Raw genomic sequence first — 18,755 nt, forward strand, 5'->3', positions numbered from 1 at the left:
TCGGGGCGTCCGGGGCCGCTTTCGATCCTGTGGCGCCGGGGGACGCCGGGGGGACACTCCGCACGAAAGGCCAGGTCACGCCGTGCTCGGCATGTTCCTGCAACTCGCCGTCATGGTGGCGGCCATCGCCCTGGGCTCGCGCAAGGGCGGCATCGCGATGGGCCTGTGGGGCGCCGTCGGCGTCTTCGTCCTCGCCACCGTCTTCGACGTCACCCCCGCCGACACCGGCGGGATCGTGGACGTCATGCTGATCATCCTCGCGGTGATCACGGCCGCCGCCGCGATGGAGGCGGCGGGCGGCATCGACTTCCTCGTCGGGGTCGCCGAGCGGGCGATCCGGCGCAAGCCGCGCATGGTGACCTTCGTGGCCCCGCTGGTCTCGTGGGCCTTCACCCTGGGCGCGGGCACGGCGCACGTGTTCTACCCGTTGCTGCCCGTGATCCACGACGTGGCCCGGGAGGGCGGGGTGCGGCCCGAGCGGCCGATCGCGGTCTCCTCGATCGCGGCGACCGTGGGCATCACGGCCTCGCCGGTCTCGGCGGCGATGGCCGCGATGATCGTGATGTTCGACGGGGACGGCTGGAACCTGCCGCGGATCATGGCGGTGGCCGTGCCCTCCACGCTGATCGGCGTGGTGGTGGCGGCCTGTGTGCAGTCGCGGATCGGGGCGGAGCTGTCCGAGGACCCCGAGTACCGGCGCCGGCTCGCGGCCGGCGAGGTCGGGGAGGCGCTCGCGGGGGAGCGGCCGGAGCCGAGGCCGCGGGCCCGCTGGTCGGCGTGGCTGTTCCTGGCGGGCACCGGCGCGGTGGTGCTGAGCGGCTTGTTCCCGGGGCTGCGGCCGACCGGGCCGAAGGGGCCGTTGGGGATGCCGGCGACGATCGAGATCCTGATGATGTCGGTGGCCGCGCTGATCCTGCTGGTCTGCAAGGTGGACGCGAAGCGGATCCCGGGCACGGACGTGGCCCGCTCGGGGCTGGTCGCGGTGATCGGCGTGTTCGGCCTGTCCTGGCTGGGGCTGTCGTTCATCGGGGCCAACGAGCACCGGATCACGGGCGCGCTGGGCGGGATCGCCCGGGACCACCCGTGGTTCTTCGCCGTGATGCTGCTGGTGCTCTCGGGCCTGTTGTTCAGCCAGGCCACGACCACGAAGGCGCTGATGCCGCTGGGCGTGGCCCTGGGCATCCCGGCGCCGTTGCTGATCGCGATGTGGCCGGCGGTGAACGGCTATTTCCTGCTGCCCACCTACGGCACGTTCATCGCGGCGATCAACTTCGACCGGACGGGCACCACGAAGGTGGGCCGGTTCGTCGTGAACCACTCGTTCATGCTGCCGGGGCTGGTCACCGTGATCACGGCTGTGGCCTGCGGTTTCGGTATCTCTCAGCTCGTTTGACCGTGTTTGTGACGGCCTCGGGCGCGATCCGCCTGAGAAAGTTTGTGAATGCATTCACAAGCGCACGAAGGACCTTGGTCCCGTCCCGAATGCCAGGTCAGGGCCGGTGGGGGAGTCTGGAGGCAGGGGAGGGCGGGACCTTCGGGCGCCGGAACGGGACCAACGCGGGCCCAAATGATCGATCAAAAGGCGTGCAATGGATACAAGCAATGAGGCGACTGGGAAGGTGCGGGCGATGACTGCCACCCCTGCGGAAACCACGAAGAACGGCGAAGCCTGGGACGGCTTCAAGGGCGGCCTGTGGCGTGACGCCGTCGACGTCCGCGACTTCATCCAGCAGAACTACACGCCGTTCGAGGGTGACGACACCTTCCTCGCCGGCCCCACCGAGCGCACCACCGCCGTGTGGAAGGCGATCACGGACAAGTTCCCGGAGGAGCGCGAGAAGGGTGTCTACGACGTCGCGTACGACATCCCCTCGACGATCACCGCCCACGCCCCCGGGTACATCGACCGCGACAAGGACCTGATCGTCGGTCTCCAGACCGACGCGCCGCTGAAGCGCGCGATCATGCCCTACGGCGGCTGGCGCATGGTCGCCGGCGCCCTGGAGACCTACGGCTACCCGGTCTCCCAGGACCTGGAGAAGGTCTTCACCGAGTACCGCAAGACCCACAACGCCGGTGTCTTCGACGCGTACACCCCCGAGATCCGCGCCGCCCGCAAGGCCGGCATCGTGACCGGTCTGCCGGACGCGTACGGCCGCGGCCGCATCATCGGCGACTACCGCCGCGTGGCCCTCTACGGCGTCGACAAGCTCATCGCCTTCAAGAAGGCGGAGAAGGAGGAGCTCAACGCCCTCCCGACCGGCGACCGCCTGGAAGAGACCATCCGCCTGCGCGAGGAGCTCTCCGAGCAGATGCGCGCCCTGGGCGAGCTGAAGGCCATGGCCGCCTCCTACGGCTACGACATCTCGGGCCCGGCCAAGACCGGCCGCGAGGCCATCCAGTGGCTGTACTTCGCCTACCTGGCCGCCGTCAAGGAGCAGAACGGCGCGGCCATGTCCCTGGGCCGGACCTCCACCTTCGTGGACGTCTACCTCCAGCGCGACATGGAGGCCGGTGTCCTCACCGAGGAGCAGGCCCAGGAGCTCGTCGACGACTTCATCATCAAGCTCCGCATCGTCCGCTTCCTGCGGACCCCGGAGTACGACGAGCTGTTCTCGGGCGACCCGACCTGGGTCACCGAGTCCATCGCCGGCATGGGCGAGGACGGCCGTCCGCTGGTCACCAAGACCTCGTTCCGCTACCTCCAGACCCTCTACAACCTCGGCCCGGCCCCCGAGCCGAACATGACGGTCTTCTGGTCCCCGCAGCTGCCGCAGGGCTTCAAGGAGTTCTGCGCCCGGGTCTCGATCGACACCTCCTCGGTGCAGTACGAGTCCGACGAGCTGATGCGCCCGCGCTTCGGCGACGACACCGCCATCGCCTGCTGCGTCTCGGCCATGCCGGTCGGCAAGCAGATGCAGTTCTTCGGCGCCCGCGTGAACCTCGCCAAGACCCTCCTCTACGCGATCAACGGCGGTCGCGACGAGAAGCTCGGCATCCAGATCAGCCCCGACACGGGCGCGATCACCGCCGAGGTCCTCGACTACGACGAGGTCATGAAGAAGTTCGACGAGCAGATGGAATGGCTCGCCAACGTCTACGTGCACGCGCTGAACGTCATCCACTACATGCACGACCGGTACGCCTACGAGCGCATCGAGATGGCGCTGCACGACCGTGACGTCCGCCGCACCATGGCCTGCGGCATCGCCGGCCTCTCCGTCGCCGCCGACTCCCTGGCCGCCATCAAGTACGCCAAGGTGACCCCGGTCCGCGACGAGACCGGTCTCGCCGTCGACTACACCATCGAGGGCGACTACCCGGCGTTCGGCAACAACGACGACCGCGTCGACTCCATCGCCGTCTGGCTGGTCGAGGAGTTCATGAAGAAGGTGCGCAAGCACCCGACGTACCGCAATGCCGAGCACACCCAGTCCGTGCTGACCATCACCTCGAACGTGGTCTACGGCAAGAAGACCGGCAACACCCCCGACGGCCGCCGCGCCGGCGAGCCCTTCTCCCCGGGTGCCAACCCGATGAACGGCCGCGACACCCACGGCTACGTCACCTCCGCCCTCTCGGTCGCGAAGCTGCCGTACGAGGACGCCGAGGACGGCATCTCGCTGACCAACACCGTCACCCCCGACGGCCTGGGCCGCACCCCCGAGGAGCGGATCAAGAACCTGGCGGGCGTGCTCGACGGCTACATGTCGGTCGACGGCTTCCACATGAACGTCAACGTGCTCAACCGCGACGTGCTCAAGGACGCCATGGAGCACCCGGAGAACTACCCGCAGCTGACCATCCGTGTCAGCGGCTACGCGGTGAACTTCGTCCGGCTGACCCGCGAGCAGCAGCTCGACGTGCTGAACCGCACCTTCCACGGTTCGCTGTAACACCCCCGGTGCGCCGCCGCCCCCCGCGCGGCGCACCCCCTCCGGCCCGCGCGGCCCGGGACCGTCCCTGTCGGCCCCGGGACCGCGCGCCTCCACCGCCGGTCCGCACCCCTCAGAGCCGCCGGCCCCCACCGGCGGCGCCGCCACATCTCCACGAGACCCACCCCAAGGAATTTCGGAGACCTGCCATGACCGTCCTCCTCGGCTCGAACATCCCCGTCGGATCGGCGGCCGCCGCCTCGGCCGGATTCGTGAGCGCCGGCAAGACCCCGGCCGCCGCCGCCACCCAGCGGCCCTCCGAGGGCACGGTCCACTCCTGGGACCTGTCCACCGGTGTGGACGGTCCCGGCACCCGCTTCGTCACCTTCCTCTCCGGCTGCCCGCTGACCTGCCTGTACTGCCACAACCCCGACACCATGCGGATGCGCAACGGCAAGCGCACCTCCGCCGACGAGGTGATCGCGGAGGCGAAGAAGTACACGGCCTTCATCGCGGCCTCCGGCGGCGGCGCCACCATCTCCGGCGGCGAGCCCCTGCTCCAGCCCGTGTTCGCGGGCGAGCTGCTGCACCGCATGAAGCGCGACCTGGGCCTGCACACCGCCCTGGACACCGCCGGCTTCCTCGGCGCCCGCGCCACCGACGCGATGCTGCGCGACGTGGACCTCGTCCTCCTCGACATCAAGTCCTGGGACCGCGAGACCTACAAGAAGGTCACCGGCCGCGAGCTGGACCCCACCCTGGAGTTCGCCCGCCGCCTCGCCGACCAGGGCAAGGAGGTGCACGTGCGCTTCGTGCTCGTGCCCGGGCTGACCGACGCCCGCGAGAACGTCGAGGGCGTGGCCTCGTTCGCCGCCTCCCTCGGCAACGTCTCCCGGGTGGACGTGCTGCCCTTCCACAAGCTCGGCGAGAGCAAGTGGGAGGCCCTGAACATGAACTTCACCCTGCACGACACCCCCTCCCCGGACCGCGAGCAGGTCGCCGCCGCGCGCGAGATCTTCGCCTCGCACGGCCTGTACGCCGTCTGACGCCGGCCGACACCGCCCGGGCGGGCCCGGGGTTCCGCCGAACGGGCGACCCCACACCCCCTTACAACAGGCTTAAACCGGACATACCCCCTAGCGTGGGGGTGTGTCCGAGCCCACAGAGGTCCTCCCCGCCGCGCCGCCTCCCCCTCCCGAGGCGGCGCCGTCCTCGCCAGGGAAGAAGCGCTCCGTCACGGCACGCGCCACCCTCGCGGGGACCGTCGTCTCCCTGCTGCTCGTCGTCGCGATCGTCCTGGGCAGCCGACTGCTGCGGGACTTCGACTCGGCGCTGCTGCCGTACGCCGTCGCCACCGTCTTCCTCGCCTTCGGCGTCGCCTATCGGTACACCGTGTGGGTCTCCGCCCCCGGCGCCCGACGGCTGTTCAAGAAGGGCTTCGGGAGCTTCTTCTCCGTCGCCAACTTCAAGAAGGCACCCACCGCCCTGCCGCGGATGATCGCCACCTACCTGGGCTTCCAGAAGTTCCTCGGGGCCCGCTCGCGCTCCCGCTGGATCGCCCACCAGCTCATCTTCTGGGGCTGCCTGCTGGCCGCCGCGATCACCTTCCCGCTCACCTGGGGCTGGTTCACCTTCACCTCGTCCACCGGCTCCGGACCGGGCTACGAGATGCGGATCTGGGGCTTCAAGGTGCTCGGCTACGACTCGCTGAGCGTGGTCGGCTGGATCATGTTCCACGGGCTCGACCTGGCCGCCGTCCTCGTCATCCCGGGCGCCTGCTACTTCCTGTGGCGCCGGATGAAGGACCGCGGCGCCATCACCGGCCAGCGCTTCGCCTACGACCTGCTGCCGCTGATCTGCCTGATCGTCATCTCCGTCACCGGCCTGCTGCTGACCTTCTCCTCGATCTTCCTGCACGGCGGCGGCTACGAATTCCTGGCGATCCTGCACATGGTCTCGGTGGTGTTCACCCTGATCTACATCCCGTTCGGGAAGTTCTTCCACATCGTGCAGCGCCCGGCCGCCGTCGGCATGCAGCTGTTCAAGTACACCTCCCGCAAGAACGCGGCGGGCACCGGCGAGGAACCCCTCCAGGGCTGCAAGCGCTGCGGCGAACCCATCGACACCGCCCCCTACGTCGAGAACCTGCGCGGCACGATGCGCGACCTGCGACTCGACTTCGACGCCTGGGCCGAGTACTGCCCCCGCTGCAAAAGAGTCCTGCGCGGCAACGCGTACCTCACCCACGTCAAGAAGGGGTACAAGTGACCTCCCCGTTGCCTCTCGACCCGTCCGTCGCGCCGCCCGGGACGCGTAATTTCCGGGATGCCGGCGGGATTCCCGCCGATCGGTGGCACGCCGATCAGAACGGGGAGACGCTGGTCCCCACCCACTGCTGCTTCTGCGGCGTGCAGTGCGGCATGTACCTGCGGGTGAACTCGCACGGGAAGGTCTTCGGCGTCGAGCCCCGCAACCACGACATCAACCGGATGCGGCTGTGCCCCAAGGGCATCAACGCCTACCAGCAGGTCAACCACCCCGACCGGCTCACCGCCCCGCTGATGCGGACCTCCCGTGACGAGCCCTTCCGCGAGGTCTCCTGGGACGAGGCCCTGGACTTCACGGTCCGTGAGATCCGCCGCATCCAGGCCGAGCACGGCAACGACGCCTTCGGGCTGCTCGGCGGCGCCAGCCTGTTCTCCGAGAAGACCTACCTCGTCGGCAAGTTCGCCCGGGTCGCCCTCAAGACCAAGCACGTGGACTACAACGGCCGGCTGTGCATGGTGAGCGCGGCCGGCGCGAACAAGCTGTCCTTCGGCATCGACCGGGCCGGCAACCCCTTCTCCGACATCCTCCTCACCGACTGCCTGCTCATCGCCGGCTCCAACGTCGGCGAGTGCTTCCCCGTCATGACCCAGTACCTGTGGGGCGCCCGGGACCGCGGCGCGAGCCTGATCGTCGTGGACCCGCGCGAGACGGCCATCGCCCGCACCGCCGACGTGCACGTGGCCCTCAAGCCCGGCACCGACTCGGCCTTCTTCAACGCCGTGCTGCACGTGGTGGTCGCCGAGGGCCTCGCCGACGAGGCGTACCTCGCGGCCCACGCCACCGGCTGGGAGGAGGTCAAGGCCACCGTCGCCCAGTACCCGCCCGAGCGCTCGGCCGAGATCTGCGGGGTGCCCGCCTCCCAGATCGTGCAAGTGGCGCGGATGTTCGCCGGCGCCCCCAAGGCCATGGCCTGGCACGCGCGCGGCATCGAACACCACTCCCAAGGCGTCGAGAACTGCCTCACCGTCATCAACCTGTGCGCGGCCACCGGACACATCGGCAAGCCCGGCGCCGGCTACGGCACCATCACCGGCCAGGGCAACGGCCAGGGCGGGCGCGAGCACGGCCAGAAGTCCGACATGCTGCCCGGCGGCCGGGCCATCGACAACCCCGAGCACCGCCGGCAGATCTGCGAGATCTGGGCCATCGAGGAGTCCGAGCTGCCCCGCTCCGGCACCTCGATGATGGAGATGGTCTGGCAGATGCAACGCCGCGAGATCCGCGGCCTGATCGGCATCTGCAACAACCCCTTCGTCTCCCTGCCCAACTACGCGGTGGTCAAGGAGGGCTACGACACCGCCGAGTTCCACGCCCAGTTCGACTTCTTCCTCTCCGAGACGGCCGCCAACGCCCACGTGGTCTTCCCCGTCACCACCTGGGCCGAGGACGACGGGGTGATGGCCAACGCCGAGGCCCGCGTGGTCAAGCACAACAAGGCCCAGGAGCCGCCCGCCGGGGTCCGCACCGACACCTGGGTGCTGTGCGAGCTGGCCAAACGCCTCGGAGCCGGCGAGAAGTTCCCCTTCCGGAACTCCCAGGAGGTGTTCGAGGAACTGCGCGTCGCCTCCAAGGGCACCGTCAACGACTACTACGGCATCACCTACGAGCGGCTGGAGGAGACCGGCGGGATCGCGTGGCCGTGCCCGAGCACCGACCACCCCGGCACCCCCCGGCTCTTCGAGGACGGGCGGACCTTCCACGCCGACGGGAAGATCCACATGCAGGTGGTGGAGTGGCACCCGCCGATGGACGCCTACACCGAGGAGTACCCGCTCTCGCTGACCACCGGCCGCACCGTCGCCCACTTCCTGTCCGGCAACCAGACCCGACGCCTGGGCGCCCTGGTCGAGCAGACCCCGCGCCCGTGGGTGGAGGTGCACCCCAGCCACGGGTTCCGCAACGGCGATCCGGTGCGGGTGGTGACCCGGCGCGGCAGCGAGGTGTTCCCGGCCCTGGTCACCGAGGCCATCCGGCCCGACACCGTGTTCATCCCCTACCACTGGCCGGTCCCGACCGCCGCGAACGCCCTGACCATCGACGCCCTCGACCCGAGGTCGAAGATCCCCGAGTACAAGGTCTGCGCCGCCCGGATCGAGGCGGCCGACGCCGTCGACGAGGTCCCCGAACCGCCCACCGCGCCCGGACACGTGGCGTACCCGGAGACCCAGGTCTCCCGGACCGACCCCCTGCCGCCGACGTCCCCCCAGGGCCGCGGCACGTCGGAGAGGAGCTGACCCACGATGATGGGCCGCACGATCTTCATCGACCCCGGGCGCTGCATCGGCTGCCAGGCGTGCGTCTCGGCCTGCCGCGAATGCGATTCGCACCGCGGCAAGTCGATGATCCACCTCGACTACACCGACCCCGGGCACACCGTGGCCTCGATGCCCACCGTGTGCATGCACTGCGAGGACCCGGTGGCCCCGTGCGCCGAGGTCTGTCCCGCCGACGCGATCCTCGTGACCGCCGACGGGGTGGTGCAGCAGGCCGACACCACCCGCTGCATCGGCTGCGCGAACTGCGTCAACGCCTGCCCCTTCGGGGTCCCCAAGATCGACCTCCAGGCCAAGCTCCAGCTCAAGTGCAACCTCTGCTACGACCGCACGGCCTACGGCCTGGCCCCGATGTGCGCGACCGTCTGCCCGACCGGGGCGCTGTTCTACGGAACCCTCGAAGAGCTGCGGGCCGAGCGGCCCGGGGTGCAGGTCGCGGACTCCTTCGTCTTCGGTGACGTGGTGGTCTCCACCGGCGTGGCCATGGTGGTCCCCGCCGAGAAGGTCCAGTGGCCGGTGCCGGGCGGTCTGCCCGTCGTCGAGGTGAACGGAGTCGACGTCCGATGAGCGTGACCGAACAGCCCGCCCCGGGCGGCTCCGGGCCGGATCCCGAGGAGGACGCCGCCCAGACCGCGCTGCGGGACCGGATCAGCGCCGACTCGCTGACCACCCGCCGGGACTACCTGCGGATCGTGGCCACCGTCTCGGGCGGCCTCGCCATCGGCGGGGTCGGGGTCGCGGCCGGGATCCTGCACCGGCACGGGGACAGCGACACCCTGCCGGAGACGAAGAAGGTCGCCGACCGGATCGCCCCCGGCGAGTCCGTGGCCTTCCGCTTCCCCGGCGACGAGGACCGGGCCCTGGCCGTCCGGCTCGGCGACGGCACCCTGGTCGGGTACTCGGCGGTGTGCACGCACCTGGCGTGCGCGGTGCTGTGGCGCGAGGACCGGGGGCCGGACGGCGAGCTGTACTGCCCGTGCCACGAGGGCGTGTTCGACGCCCGCAGCGGGGAGGTGACGGCCGGTCCGCCGCCGCGCCCGCTCCCCAGGATCTTCCTGACCGAGCAGCTCGACGGCAGCGTGTGGGCCGTGGCGACCGCCCGGTCGGGGGAGCCGGCCAAGGACGCCCTGTGCCGGCAGTTCCGCGACTCCCGTCCCGAGATGGCCGAACGCCTCGGCTGTCCCGGCACGGGTCGCGACGGCGCCACCGAGAGCAGGCGAGCGACATGAGCGCGAGCGAAGGCGACCGCCCGGAGTTCCACCCGGGCAGCGCGCAGCCCCGACTCAACCGCCCGGTCCGCGAGCGGTACCCGCAGATCCGCCCCACCAGCGGCTACGGGGACCCCCGGGTCCGGCACACGGGTCCGGGGCCCGGCGCGGGCAGCGAACAGGAACCGGAACGGTCCTCGAAGCTCAACGCCCGGCTGGCCCTGGCCCTCACCGTGGTCGTCGGCCAGCTCTGGGGGCTGACCGTGACCGTCAACGAGTGGATGCGCGGCAACACCGGCACGGCCTGGTGGGGGGCGGGATTCCTGGTCCTGTCCTTCCTGGTGGTGCTGGTGCTGTGGCTCCTCGACCCGAAGGACCGATGACCGATGTCCATACCCACCCCCACCCCGAGGGCCACCGGCCCGGCGCCCGTCGGCGGCGACAGCTACAAGCCCGGCAGCACGATCAGCGACTGGCGGCCGGAGGACGAGGGCTTCTGGGCCGCCACCGGACGCAAGGTGGCCCAGCGCAACCTGTGGATCTCGGTGCCGGCGCTGATGCTGGGCTTCGTGGTCTGGCAGGTCTGGTCGGTGACCGTGGTCCGCCTGAACGACGTGGGCTTCGGGTTCACCAAGTCCCAACTGTTCTGGCTGACGGCCATCCCCGGCATCACGGGCGGCACGTTCCGGATCCTGTACACCTTCATCGGGCCGATCTTCGGGGAGCGGAAGTTCACCGCGTTCTCCACGATCATCCTGGTGGGCCCGATGCTGTGGCTCGGGTTCGCGCTCCAGGACACCGGTACCCCGTACTGGGAGCTGGCGCTGATCGCCGCGGTCTGCGGCATCGGCGGCGCCAACTTCGCCTCCTCGATGGCGAACATCGGCTTCTTCTTCCCGAAGCGGGAGAAGGGCAGCGCGAACGGGCTCAACGGCGGCCTGGGCAACCTGGGCGTCTCGGTCGTGCAGCTGGTGGCGCCGCTGGTGATCACGGCGGCGGTGCTCGGCGCGCCGGCCGGCGGCCCGCAGCGGGACACCAAGAAGAACACCGACATCTGGCTCCAGAACGGGGCCTTCCTGTGGGTGCCGCTGCTGGTGATCATGGCCCTGCTGGCCTGGTTCCTGATGAACGACCTCAAGGTCGCCGCGGCCCCGTTCAGCCAGCAGAAGATCATCTTCAAGCGCAAGCACAACTGGCTGATGACCTGGCTCTACGTGGGCACCTTCGGGTCCTTCATCGGCTTCGCGGCCGGTCTGCCGCTGCTGATCAAGAACAATTTCGAGGCCCAGGGCTACCAGGCCACCACCTACGCCTGGATCGGCCCGTTCGTCGGCGCCGTCATGCGCTGGGCGGGCGGCTGGCTCTCGGACCGGATCGGCGGCGCGCGGGTCACCATGCTCTCGTTCGTCGGCATGGCGGTGGCCCTGGTCGTGGTGATCTTCGCCCTGCCCTCGGGCGGTGACGCGGGCAGCTTCTGGGCCTTCTTCATCGGCTTCCTCGTCGCCTTCGCCTTCTCGGGCCTGGGCAACGGCTCCACCTTCCGGCAGATCCCGGTGATCTTCCGCGACCACCACGCGCGGACGGCGGCGGGCAGGGGCCCGGAGGCGCAGGCCGCCGCGATCAAGCAGGCCGAGATGGAGTCCGGCGCGGTCGTCGGCTTCTCCTCCGCGATCGCGGCCTACGGGTTCTTCTTCATCCCCGCCATGTTCGCGAACCTTGCGGTCACCACGGCCCTGTGGATCTTCATCGGGTTCTACGTGACCTGCCTGGCCGTGTGCTGGTGGTACTACGCCCGCAAGGGCGCCGAGGCCCCGAGCTGACCCCCGCGCGGACGCCCGGGCAGGGACGTCCGCGCGAGGGAACACCCGGGCCGGGGGCGCCGGGGCGGCCACGGACCGCCCCGGCGCCCCCGGACGTACCCTGGGGGGATGAGCGACACCCCCCGTCCCGAGACCGGCCCGGCGGCCGAGACCGCCGAGACCGCCGCCCCGACCCGGCCCCGGCCCCGGATCGACTTCGACGACCCGCTGGACCGGCGGTCCGCCGACGACACCGACCGCGGCTGGGGCGAACGCCCGAGCGGCGGCGCCTCGGCCGACCTCGCGCGCTTCCTCGACGAGAAGCCCCCGCACCACGTCTGAGCCCGCGCGGACGGACCTCAGAACCCGGTCGACCCCGTCGAACCGGTGCCGCCCGAGGTCCCCGAACCGCCGGCGCCGCCGGAGCGCTGCGCGACGAGGGTGTCGCGGATCTCCTTGAGCACCTCCAGCTCGGTGATCTCCATGGTCTCCTTCACGCCCTCCTTGGCCTTGCGGCGGTCCTCCTGCCGGGCCAGGTACTTCGCCATCGGCAGCACCATCAGGAAGTACACGACGCCCGCGGTGATGAGGAACGACAGGGTGGCGTTGAGGACCGATCCCCAGAGGATGTTCACGCCCTCGACGACCTCGCCCTTGCCGTCCACGCGGCAGGGTCCCTTGAGGCAGGACGAGTAGGTGTCCAGGTTCTTCGTCCCGATCGCGCCCACGAGCGGGCTGATGATGCCCTTCACCACCGAGTTCACGATGTTGGTGAAGGCGGCGCCGATCACGACGGCGACCGCGAGGTCCACCACGTTGCCGCGCATCAGGAAGGCCCTGAAGCCCGCCAGGACGCTCTCCTTCTTCTTCTCGCTCACCACTGAGCCTCTCTGTACGAGTCCGGACCGTTGCGCTACCTATGGCAGTCCGGGGCCGGTGTGTCCAATCCGGCCACGCTCGCAGGTGACTTGACCGCCGGTCCGTTCGATTCGCCACCGGGCCGGGGGCCGGGGTCGCGGGGTCTCTCGGAGGCGCCGGCGAGCAGCAGCACGAGGGCCGCGAGCAGCCCCGCCGCCACCGGCCGGGCCCGCACCCCCGCGAGCCCCCCGCGCCCCCGTCGACGGACCCGCACGGGCGCGAACGCGGGCACCGCGCGCCCCGGCCCCGCCCGGCTCCGACCGCCCGCCCGGTCCGGGCCGGCCGCCGGGCCCGCGTGCTCCGCGTGCTCCGGTCGGGTCGGTGTGCGGGCCGGCGTGCGGGTCCCCGGGTAGCGGGGCAGCGCGGCGCGTTCGGCGTGCGGGTTCGGGTGCGGGTTCGGGGCCGAGGTCGGGGTTCGGGACATGGCGGGTACCGCCCTTCGGGTGCGGGTCACGGGTCACGCGCCCCGGACCTGCGCCCGGGGCCCCGTCAGCTTCCCGCGTTCCGCCCCCGCCCGCTCGACCCTGTGGACAACCCCCCGGCCTGTGGACAGAGGGTTCACCCACACCCGTCACAGGTGTCGCAGCTTCTCCGGATTGCGCACGACCGGGACCTCCGCGATCCGACCGTCCGCGCCGCACTCCATCACCGCCACCGAGTCCACCGACCCGTCCGGCAGCCGCAGCAGCACGCCCGGCTGCCCGTCCACGTCCACCGCCTCGGCCGCGAGCCCCGCGACCTCCGGCCGGGCGAGCACCCCGAGCAGGAACCGGACCACGTTCTCCGGGCCCGACACCGGCCGCACGGCCGCCCGGATCAGCCCGCCGCCGTCCGTCCACAGGGTCACGTCCGGCGCCAACAGCCCCAGCATCCGGTGCAGGTCCCCGCCCGTCGCCGCGGTGAGGAACTCGTCGGTGACCGCCCGGCGCACGCCCGCCGGCGCCTCGAAGCGCGGGCGCCGGGCCCGGACGGCCGCCTTGGCCCGGTGCCCGGTCTGGCGCACCGAGGGTTCGGAGCGGTCCAGGATCGAGGCCACCTCCCGGTAGGGGTAACCGAAGACCTCGTGCAGCACGAACACCGCGCGTTCCACCGGCGACAGGCTCTCCAGCACCACCATCACCGCCGTGGACACCGAGTCCGCCAACTCGACCGCCGCCGCCCCGTCCGCCGGCTCCGCGGCCCCGGCCGCGGTGACCAGGGGCTCGGGCAGCCACGGCCCGACGTAGGTCACACGCCGGGCCGCCGCCGAGTCCAGCCGGTTCAGCGCCAGGTTGGTGACCACGCGGGCCAGCCAGGCCGGCGGGTTCTCCACCGCCTCCCGGTCGGCGGCGTCCCACCGGATCCACGCCTCCTGCACCAGGTCCTCGGCGTCCGCGACCCCGCCCGTGATCCGGTAGGCGATCGCGAACAGGCGCCGGCGCTGCCCCTCGAACAGCTCCGCCCCGGCCTCCCGCCCGCCCGTGTCCCGCCCCGCGCCCGTCCCCGCGCCCGTCTCCGTGTCCCGCGTCACGTCGTCCCCCGTGGTCGTCCCCGCGACCGCCGGCGGCGGTCACCGGGGCGACGGTACGGCACACGCGGTCGAGAAGCCCTGACTCGTCAGGCCGAAGGCCCGGTTCGCCCGCGAGCGCCAGTTCTCCAGCCCCACGATCGCCGTCAGCTCCACGTACGCGGCCTCGCCCAGCTCCGCGATCACGCGGTGCGCCAGCTCCTCGTGCACCTCCGGTTCGGTCGCCGTCATCGCCTCCGCGTACTCCATGACCAGCAGTTCCCGTTCGCCGTACACGCCCTCGGTCTCGCGCCAACGGGGCACGGCCTCGATCCGCTCCTTCGACAGCCCGCGCTCGTGGCTCTCCCAGTAGCCGAAGTCCACGCACCACGAGCAGTTCAGCCGGACGGCCGCCGCCAGCACGGCGAGCTGCTTGAGCTCCCCGTCCAGCGCGTCCCACTTGGCGACCGAGCGCTCCATGGCGAAGTAGGTCGAGAGCACCCTGGTGTTGTGCCCGTAGGCCAGGCCGGGCTCCAGCACCTTCCCGAAGTCCCGGCGCGACCACCAGCCGCCGATCCGCAGCAGCAGCGAGGGGCGGGGGGCGAGCGACACGTACGGCATGGTCGGGTCCTTCCGGTCGGTGACGCGCCCTGCGCGCGCCCTCACCCGGTGGACCGGACGGGCCGCCCGGATGTGACAGGGCGGCCGAGGTTTTTCTCGGGAGGTTCGCGGAGCGTCTCCCTCCGCCGGCCCGGGGAACCGATCCCGCCGTACGGACGTGAAGTGTTCATGTCGGACGAGCTCCCTATGATGCGTGCTTCGACACCCTCGAACACCGCCCCCAAGGAGACGACGCATGGCGCAGTACGGCCCCGGTCCGGGTCAGCCCCCGCCGAACAACCCCTACGGCCAGTCGGGCAACCCGTACGGCCAGTCGGGCAACCCCTACGGTCCCGGCCCCGGTCAGCCGGGCCCGCCGCCCGGGAACCCGTACGGGCAGCCGGGCCCGCCGCCCGGCAATCCCTACGGCGGCCCGGGGCAGCCCCCGCCGCCGCCCGGCGGCTGGGGCGGTCCGCCGCCCGGCCGGCCGACCCCGCCGCCCGGCAAGGGCAAGGGCCTGGTGAGCGTGCTCGTGCTGCTCGTGCTGCTGATAGGCGCCGGCTACGGGCTCTCGAAGATCGTCGGCGACGACAAGGGCGGCTCCGACAAGCCCACCGCCTCGCCCTCCGCCTCGCACTCCTCCTCCAAGGGGGAGAAGGCCGGTCCGTGGAAGGTCGGGGACTGCGGCGGACCCGACCCCGAGGACCGGCCGGACGGCTACACGGACTTCGACTGCGACGAGTCCGGCGCCACCTTCAAGGCCCTGGAGGTGCAGGAGGCGAGCATCCTGCCCGGCTCCGTGCAGTGCCCCGCCGGCACCGACCTGATCATCCAGGTCAAGCGCACCTTCGGCGGCAACAAGGACGGCGGCCTGCCCACCCAGACGGTCTGCGGCCGCAACCTCAAGGACCCGCACCCCGGTGACGCGGGCGCCGGCGGCGGCCAGCTCGTCAAGGGCGACTGCATCACCGAGACCGCCAAGGAAGTGGCCTGCGCGAGCGCCGGCAGCGGCGCCTACAAGGTCCTCGACCTGGTCAAGCTGGAGTCCCAGTGCCCGGCCGGCACCACCGAGCCGATGAAGCTGACCATGTCCATCGGCCGCCCCTTCGACGTGATCTGCGCGAAGCCCGCGTAAGGGCGGCGCACGCCGACGCCCGCACGCCGACGCCCCGCCCCGACCGGAGGAGACCGGTCGGATCGGGGCGTCTCGCGCGTCGGGCGCGGGCGGGTGCCTACGGCAGTTCGATGCCCAGGTCCCAGCCGTCGTGCGCGTGGGTGCACAGGCAGTCGCGGTCGGCCGACGGCGGCAGCGCCGTCACCGCGTCGAAGAGCACCTCGCGCAGCCGGCCCACGTTCTCGCCGAAGACCTTCAGCACCTCGGTGTGCGAGACGCCGTCGCCGGTCTCCGCGCCCGCGTCCAGGTCCGTGACCAGGGCGATCGAGGTGTAGCACAGGCCCAGCTCGCGGGCCAGGATGGCCTCGGGGTGGCCGGTCATGCCCACGATGGACCAGCCCATCGCGGCGTGGAAGCGGGATTCGGCGCGGGTCGAGAAGCGCGGGCCCTCGATGACGACCATGGTGCCGCCGTCCACCGGCTCCCAGTCCCGTCCCCGGGCCGCCGCCAGCGCGACCTGACGCCCGACCGGGCAGTAGGGGTCGGCGAAGGTGGTGTGCACGACGTTGGGCACGGTGCCGTCCGGCAGCGGCAGCCCGTCGAAGAAGGTGCCCACGCGGGCCTTGGTGCGGTCCACGAGCTGGTCGGGGACGAGCAGGGTGCCCGGCCCGAACTCCTCGCGTAGCCCGCCGACGGCGCAGGGCCCGAGCACCTGGCGCACGCCCAGGGAGCGCAGCGCCCACAGGTTGGCCCGGTAGTTGATCCGGTTCGGCGGGACCTTGTGGTCGCGGCCGTGTCGGGGCACGAAGGCGACCTTGCGGCCGGCCAGCTCGCCGAGGAAGACGGAGTCGCTGGGGGCGCCGTACGGGGTCTCCACGGCGACCTCGGTCACGTCCTCCAGGAAGGAGTAGAACCCGGACCCGCCGATGACGCCGATCTCTGCGTTGCTCATGACAGCGTTGCTCATGGCGCCCACAGTATCCGGGCACGCCGAAGGCCCCGCTGCCCGCCCGGGACCTGTTCGGTCCGGGGTGGTGCGGGGCCCGGCGTGGCCTGGTGCGCGCGTTTAGGCGGCGGGGGTGGAGGAGCTCGTGCTCGACGCGGCCGGGGCGGCGGTCGAGGTGGTGCTCGACGTTCCCGAGGTGGTCGACGCGGACGAGGTCTTCGAGGACGAGGCCGGCGTGGAGCTCGACGAGGAGCCGCGGCTGTCGTTCCGGTAGAAACCGGAGCCCTTGAAGACGATCCCGACGGCGGAGAACACCTTCTTGAGGCGTCCCTGGCAGCTCGGGCACTCGGTCAGCGCGTCGTCGGTGAACTTCTGCACGGCCTCAAGGCCCTCACCGCACTCGGTGCACTGGTACTGGTAGGTCGGCACGAATTTCCTCCTGGCACTCTGACTCGATGAGTGCTAACGACGGTCCATGGTGACGTATTCCGCCCGTTCAGTCCACCGTCACCGGGACGCGGTGACCGACGCCACGCTCGCGCGCGGCCCCGGAACCCTTGTCCGCCATGGCCTTCGGGCTCTCCACGGTCATCTCGGGAGAAGAATCGGACGCCACCGTTCCGTGGCTCCGGTCGGCCTGTCCGGCCTGCGGCGCGGACTTGCTGACGATCCGGCTCGGGCCGTGCGGGGCCAGCTTGGAACGCAGCGCGAGCACGGTCAGCAGGGCCAGCACGGTCGCGCCGGCGGGCACCAGGAAGCCGTACGTGGAGCCGTGGGCGTCGGTCAGGCGACCGGCCACGGTCATCGCGCCGGCCTGGCCGAAGGCGACCGCGCCGGTGAGCCAGGTGAACGCCTCGGTGCGGGCGTTGTGCGGGACCAGGGTCTCGACCATGGTGTAGCCGGTGATCAGGGCCGGGGCGATGCACAGGCCGACGATCAGGCCGAGGGCGCCGAGCAGGATCGCCGAGTCGGCGGTCCACAGCAGCGAGGCCGCGGCGGCGAGGCCGACGTAGCCGAGGATCAGGCGGCGGCGCGGGCCGATCTTCCAGGCGATCATGCCGCAGGCGATGCCGGCGATCATGTTACCGCCGGCGAAGACGCCGTACAGCAGGCCGTTGGCGCCCGGGTTGCCGATCTCCTGGGAGAACGCGGCCAGCGAGACCTGCATGCCGCCGAAGACGGCGCCGATGCCGACGAACGCGATGATCAGGACGCGCAGACCGGGGACGGACAGCGCGGAGGCGTGCTTCTGGCCGTCCGCCGAGTGCCGGCCGTGGGGCTTGGGCTGGGAGGAGCGGCGGGCCGCGAAGAACAGGCCGCCGAACAGGGTCAGCGCGGCCTCGGCGACCAGACCGGCCGCCGGGTGGACGCCCGCGCACAGGGCGGTGGCCAGCACCGGGCCGACCACGAAGGTGAACTCGTCGGTGACCGACTCGAAGGCCGCGGCGGTGGGCATGAGCGCCGAGCGCTCGCCCTCCAGCTTCGCGGTCCAGCGGGCCCGCACCATCGGGCCGACCTGCGGCACCGAGCCACCGGTCAGCACGGCCGACAGGGCCAGGGCCCACAGCGGGGCGCCGAGCAGGGCCAGGGTGACGAGCAGGGCCACGGACGCGGCGTGCGCGAGGACCGCGGGGATCAGGACGGCGGCCTGGCCGAAGCGGTCGGCGAGCTTGCCCATCTGCGGGGCGAGCAGGGCCATGGAGACACCGGTGACGGCGCCGATGATGCCCGCGTCGCCGTAGGAGCCGGTGGTGTGCTGCACGAGCAGCAGGATGCCGATGGCCAGCATCGCGAAGGGCTGGCGGGCGGCGAACCCGGGGAGGACGAAGCCCAGCGCGCCGGGGGTGCGCAGGAGCTGTCCGTAGCCGACCTTGGCCTTCGTGGGGCGGTCGGCGGCGGGGGAGGAGTTCTCGGACTTGTCGTGCTGGTCGGTCGTGACGGATGCCACGGCCTTGCCTTTCCACCGCCTGGTAGAGCGTCCCCGTCTGCGGACGACACGGCCTGTGGGTCGTGCCCGTACATGTGGGAGCTCCGAGAGCTGTCCTCTTGCGCCGGACCGAGTGATACCGGGGACCCACTGCGGGGGGTGCCACGGCCGCCGAGCGGTCGCGCCAGCTCTGCGTCAGGCAGAGTTGGTTCGATGTGTGTCCTTCGATCGTACAGGGGAAAAAGGGGACACGCCCTGTGATTGTGCTGACAAGGCGTGTC

At 71.5% G+C, this 18,755-nt stretch carries 16 protein-coding genes and 1 pseudogene; 11 read left to right on the forward strand and 6 right to left on the reverse strand.

Annotated elements, in window-relative coordinates; all coding sequences use genetic code 11:
- Positions 1-91: 91 nt before the first annotated feature.
- The 10 genes from ACN20G_RS15080 to ACN20G_RS15125 all read left to right on the forward strand — a co-directional run bounded on the left by ACN20G_RS15080 (position 92) and on the right by ACN20G_RS15125 (position 11,825).
- A complete protein-coding gene (locus ACN20G_RS15080) occupies positions 92-1,393 on the forward strand; it encodes an anaerobic C4-dicarboxylate transporter family protein (protein WP_424215518.1) in 1,302 nt (433 codons plus the stop codon).
- Between the two features lie 235 nt (positions 1,394-1,628).
- Positions 1,629-3,896 carry a formate C-acetyltransferase gene (gene pflB / locus ACN20G_RS15085; RefSeq protein ID WP_424213292.1) on the forward strand — a complete coding sequence of 756 codons (2,268 nt, stop codon included), beginning with the start codon at positions 1,629-1,631 and terminating at the stop codon, positions 3,894-3,896.
- Positions 3,897-4,084: 188 nt separating this feature from the next.
- Positions 4,085-4,921 (forward strand): pyruvate formate-lyase-activating protein, encoded by an 837-nt coding sequence (gene pflA / locus ACN20G_RS15090; protein ID WP_424213293.1) that lies wholly within the window; start codon positions 4,085-4,087, stop codon positions 4,919-4,921.
- A 103-nt stretch (positions 4,922-5,024) separates the two neighbouring features.
- Positions 5,025-6,143: an MFS transporter gene (locus tag ACN20G_RS15095; RefSeq protein WP_424213294.1), complete on the forward strand. Its 1,119-nt coding sequence runs from the start codon at positions 5,025-5,027 to the stop codon at positions 6,141-6,143.
- Positions 6,140-8,437, forward strand: a complete 2,298-nt coding sequence (locus ACN20G_RS15100) for a molybdopterin oxidoreductase family protein (RefSeq protein ID WP_424213295.1) — start codon at positions 6,140-6,142, stop codon at positions 8,435-8,437. The genes ACN20G_RS15095 and ACN20G_RS15100 overlap by 4 nt, the downstream gene beginning before the upstream one ends.
- A gap of 6 nt (positions 8,438-8,443) precedes the next feature.
- Complete coding sequence (locus tag ACN20G_RS15105) at positions 8,444-9,043, forward strand: 4Fe-4S dicluster domain-containing protein (protein WP_424213296.1); 600 nt, start codon at positions 8,444-8,446, stop codon at positions 9,041-9,043.
- The gene (locus tag ACN20G_RS15110; protein WP_424213297.1) at positions 9,040-9,705 is read left to right on the forward strand and encodes a ubiquinol-cytochrome c reductase iron-sulfur subunit; all 666 of its coding nucleotides are present in this window, start codon (positions 9,040-9,042) and stop codon (positions 9,703-9,705) included. The genes ACN20G_RS15105 and ACN20G_RS15110 overlap by 4 nt, the downstream gene beginning before the upstream one ends.
- Positions 9,702-10,067: a hypothetical protein gene (locus tag ACN20G_RS15115; protein WP_424213298.1), complete on the forward strand. Its 366-nt coding sequence runs from the start codon at positions 9,702-9,704 to the stop codon at positions 10,065-10,067. Before ACN20G_RS15110 ends, ACN20G_RS15115 begins: the two co-directional genes overlap by 4 nt.
- A 3-nt stretch (positions 10,068-10,070) precedes the next feature.
- Complete coding sequence (locus ACN20G_RS15120) at positions 10,071-11,504, forward strand: NarK family nitrate/nitrite MFS transporter (protein ID WP_424213299.1); 1,434 nt, start codon at positions 10,071-10,073, stop codon at positions 11,502-11,504.
- A gap of 108 nt (positions 11,505-11,612) precedes the next feature.
- Positions 11,613-11,825: a hypothetical protein gene (locus tag ACN20G_RS15125; RefSeq protein ID WP_424213300.1), complete on the forward strand. Its 213-nt coding sequence runs from the start codon at positions 11,613-11,615 to the stop codon at positions 11,823-11,825.
- A 17-nt stretch (positions 11,826-11,842) separates the two neighbouring features.
- On the opposite strand, the gene mscL is transcribed toward ACN20G_RS15125, so the two are convergent.
- From mscL to ACN20G_RS15140, 3 genes are all read right to left on the reverse strand, one after another.
- Complete coding sequence (gene mscL / locus ACN20G_RS15130) at positions 11,843-12,364, reverse strand: large conductance mechanosensitive channel protein MscL (protein ID WP_424213301.1); 522 nt, start codon at positions 12,362-12,364, stop codon at positions 11,843-11,845.
- Between the two features lie 608 nt (positions 12,365-12,972).
- On the reverse strand, positions 12,973-13,911 hold the full coding sequence (gene sigJ, locus ACN20G_RS15135; RefSeq protein ID WP_424213302.1) for an RNA polymerase sigma factor SigJ: 939 nt from the start codon (positions 13,909-13,911) through the stop codon (positions 12,973-12,975).
- A gap of 39 nt (positions 13,912-13,950) precedes the next feature.
- Positions 13,951-14,508, reverse strand: coding sequence for a carboxymuconolactone decarboxylase family protein (locus ACN20G_RS15140; protein ID WP_424213303.1), 558 nt, complete (start codon positions 14,506-14,508; stop codon positions 13,951-13,953).
- 235 nt (positions 14,509-14,743) lie between these two features.
- Here ACN20G_RS15140 and ACN20G_RS15145 point away from each other — a divergent pair, with 235 nt between their 5' ends.
- Positions 14,744-15,622 carry a hypothetical protein gene (locus tag ACN20G_RS15145; RefSeq protein ID WP_424213304.1) on the forward strand — a complete coding sequence of 293 codons (879 nt, stop codon included), beginning with the start codon at positions 14,744-14,746 and terminating at the stop codon, positions 15,620-15,622.
- A 97-nt stretch (positions 15,623-15,719) separates the two neighbouring features.
- Here the strand turns inward: ACN20G_RS15145 and ACN20G_RS15150 are convergent, their stop codons facing one another.
- The 3 genes and pseudogenes from ACN20G_RS15150 to ACN20G_RS15160 form a co-directional block, all read right to left on the reverse strand.
- Positions 15,720-16,553: an S-methyl-5'-thioadenosine phosphorylase gene (locus tag ACN20G_RS15150; RefSeq protein WP_424213305.1), complete on the reverse strand. Its 834-nt coding sequence runs from the start codon at positions 16,551-16,553 to the stop codon at positions 15,720-15,722.
- A 114-nt stretch (positions 16,554-16,667) separates the two neighbouring features.
- On the reverse strand, positions 16,668-16,976 hold the full coding sequence (locus tag ACN20G_RS15155; protein ID WP_424213306.1) for an FmdB family zinc ribbon protein: 309 nt from the start codon (positions 16,974-16,976) through the stop codon (positions 16,668-16,670).
- A gap of 229 nt (positions 16,977-17,205) precedes the next feature.
- Positions 17,206-18,495 (reverse strand): annotated as a pseudogene (locus tag ACN20G_RS15160) (MFS transporter); the annotation flags it as partial.
- Positions 18,496-18,755 lie beyond the last annotated feature (260 nt).

The sequence above is a fragment of the Streptomyces dryopteridis genome, from assembly GCF_049606955.1.
Classification (GTDB): domain Bacteria; phylum Actinomycetota; class Actinomycetes; order Streptomycetales; family Streptomycetaceae; genus Streptomyces.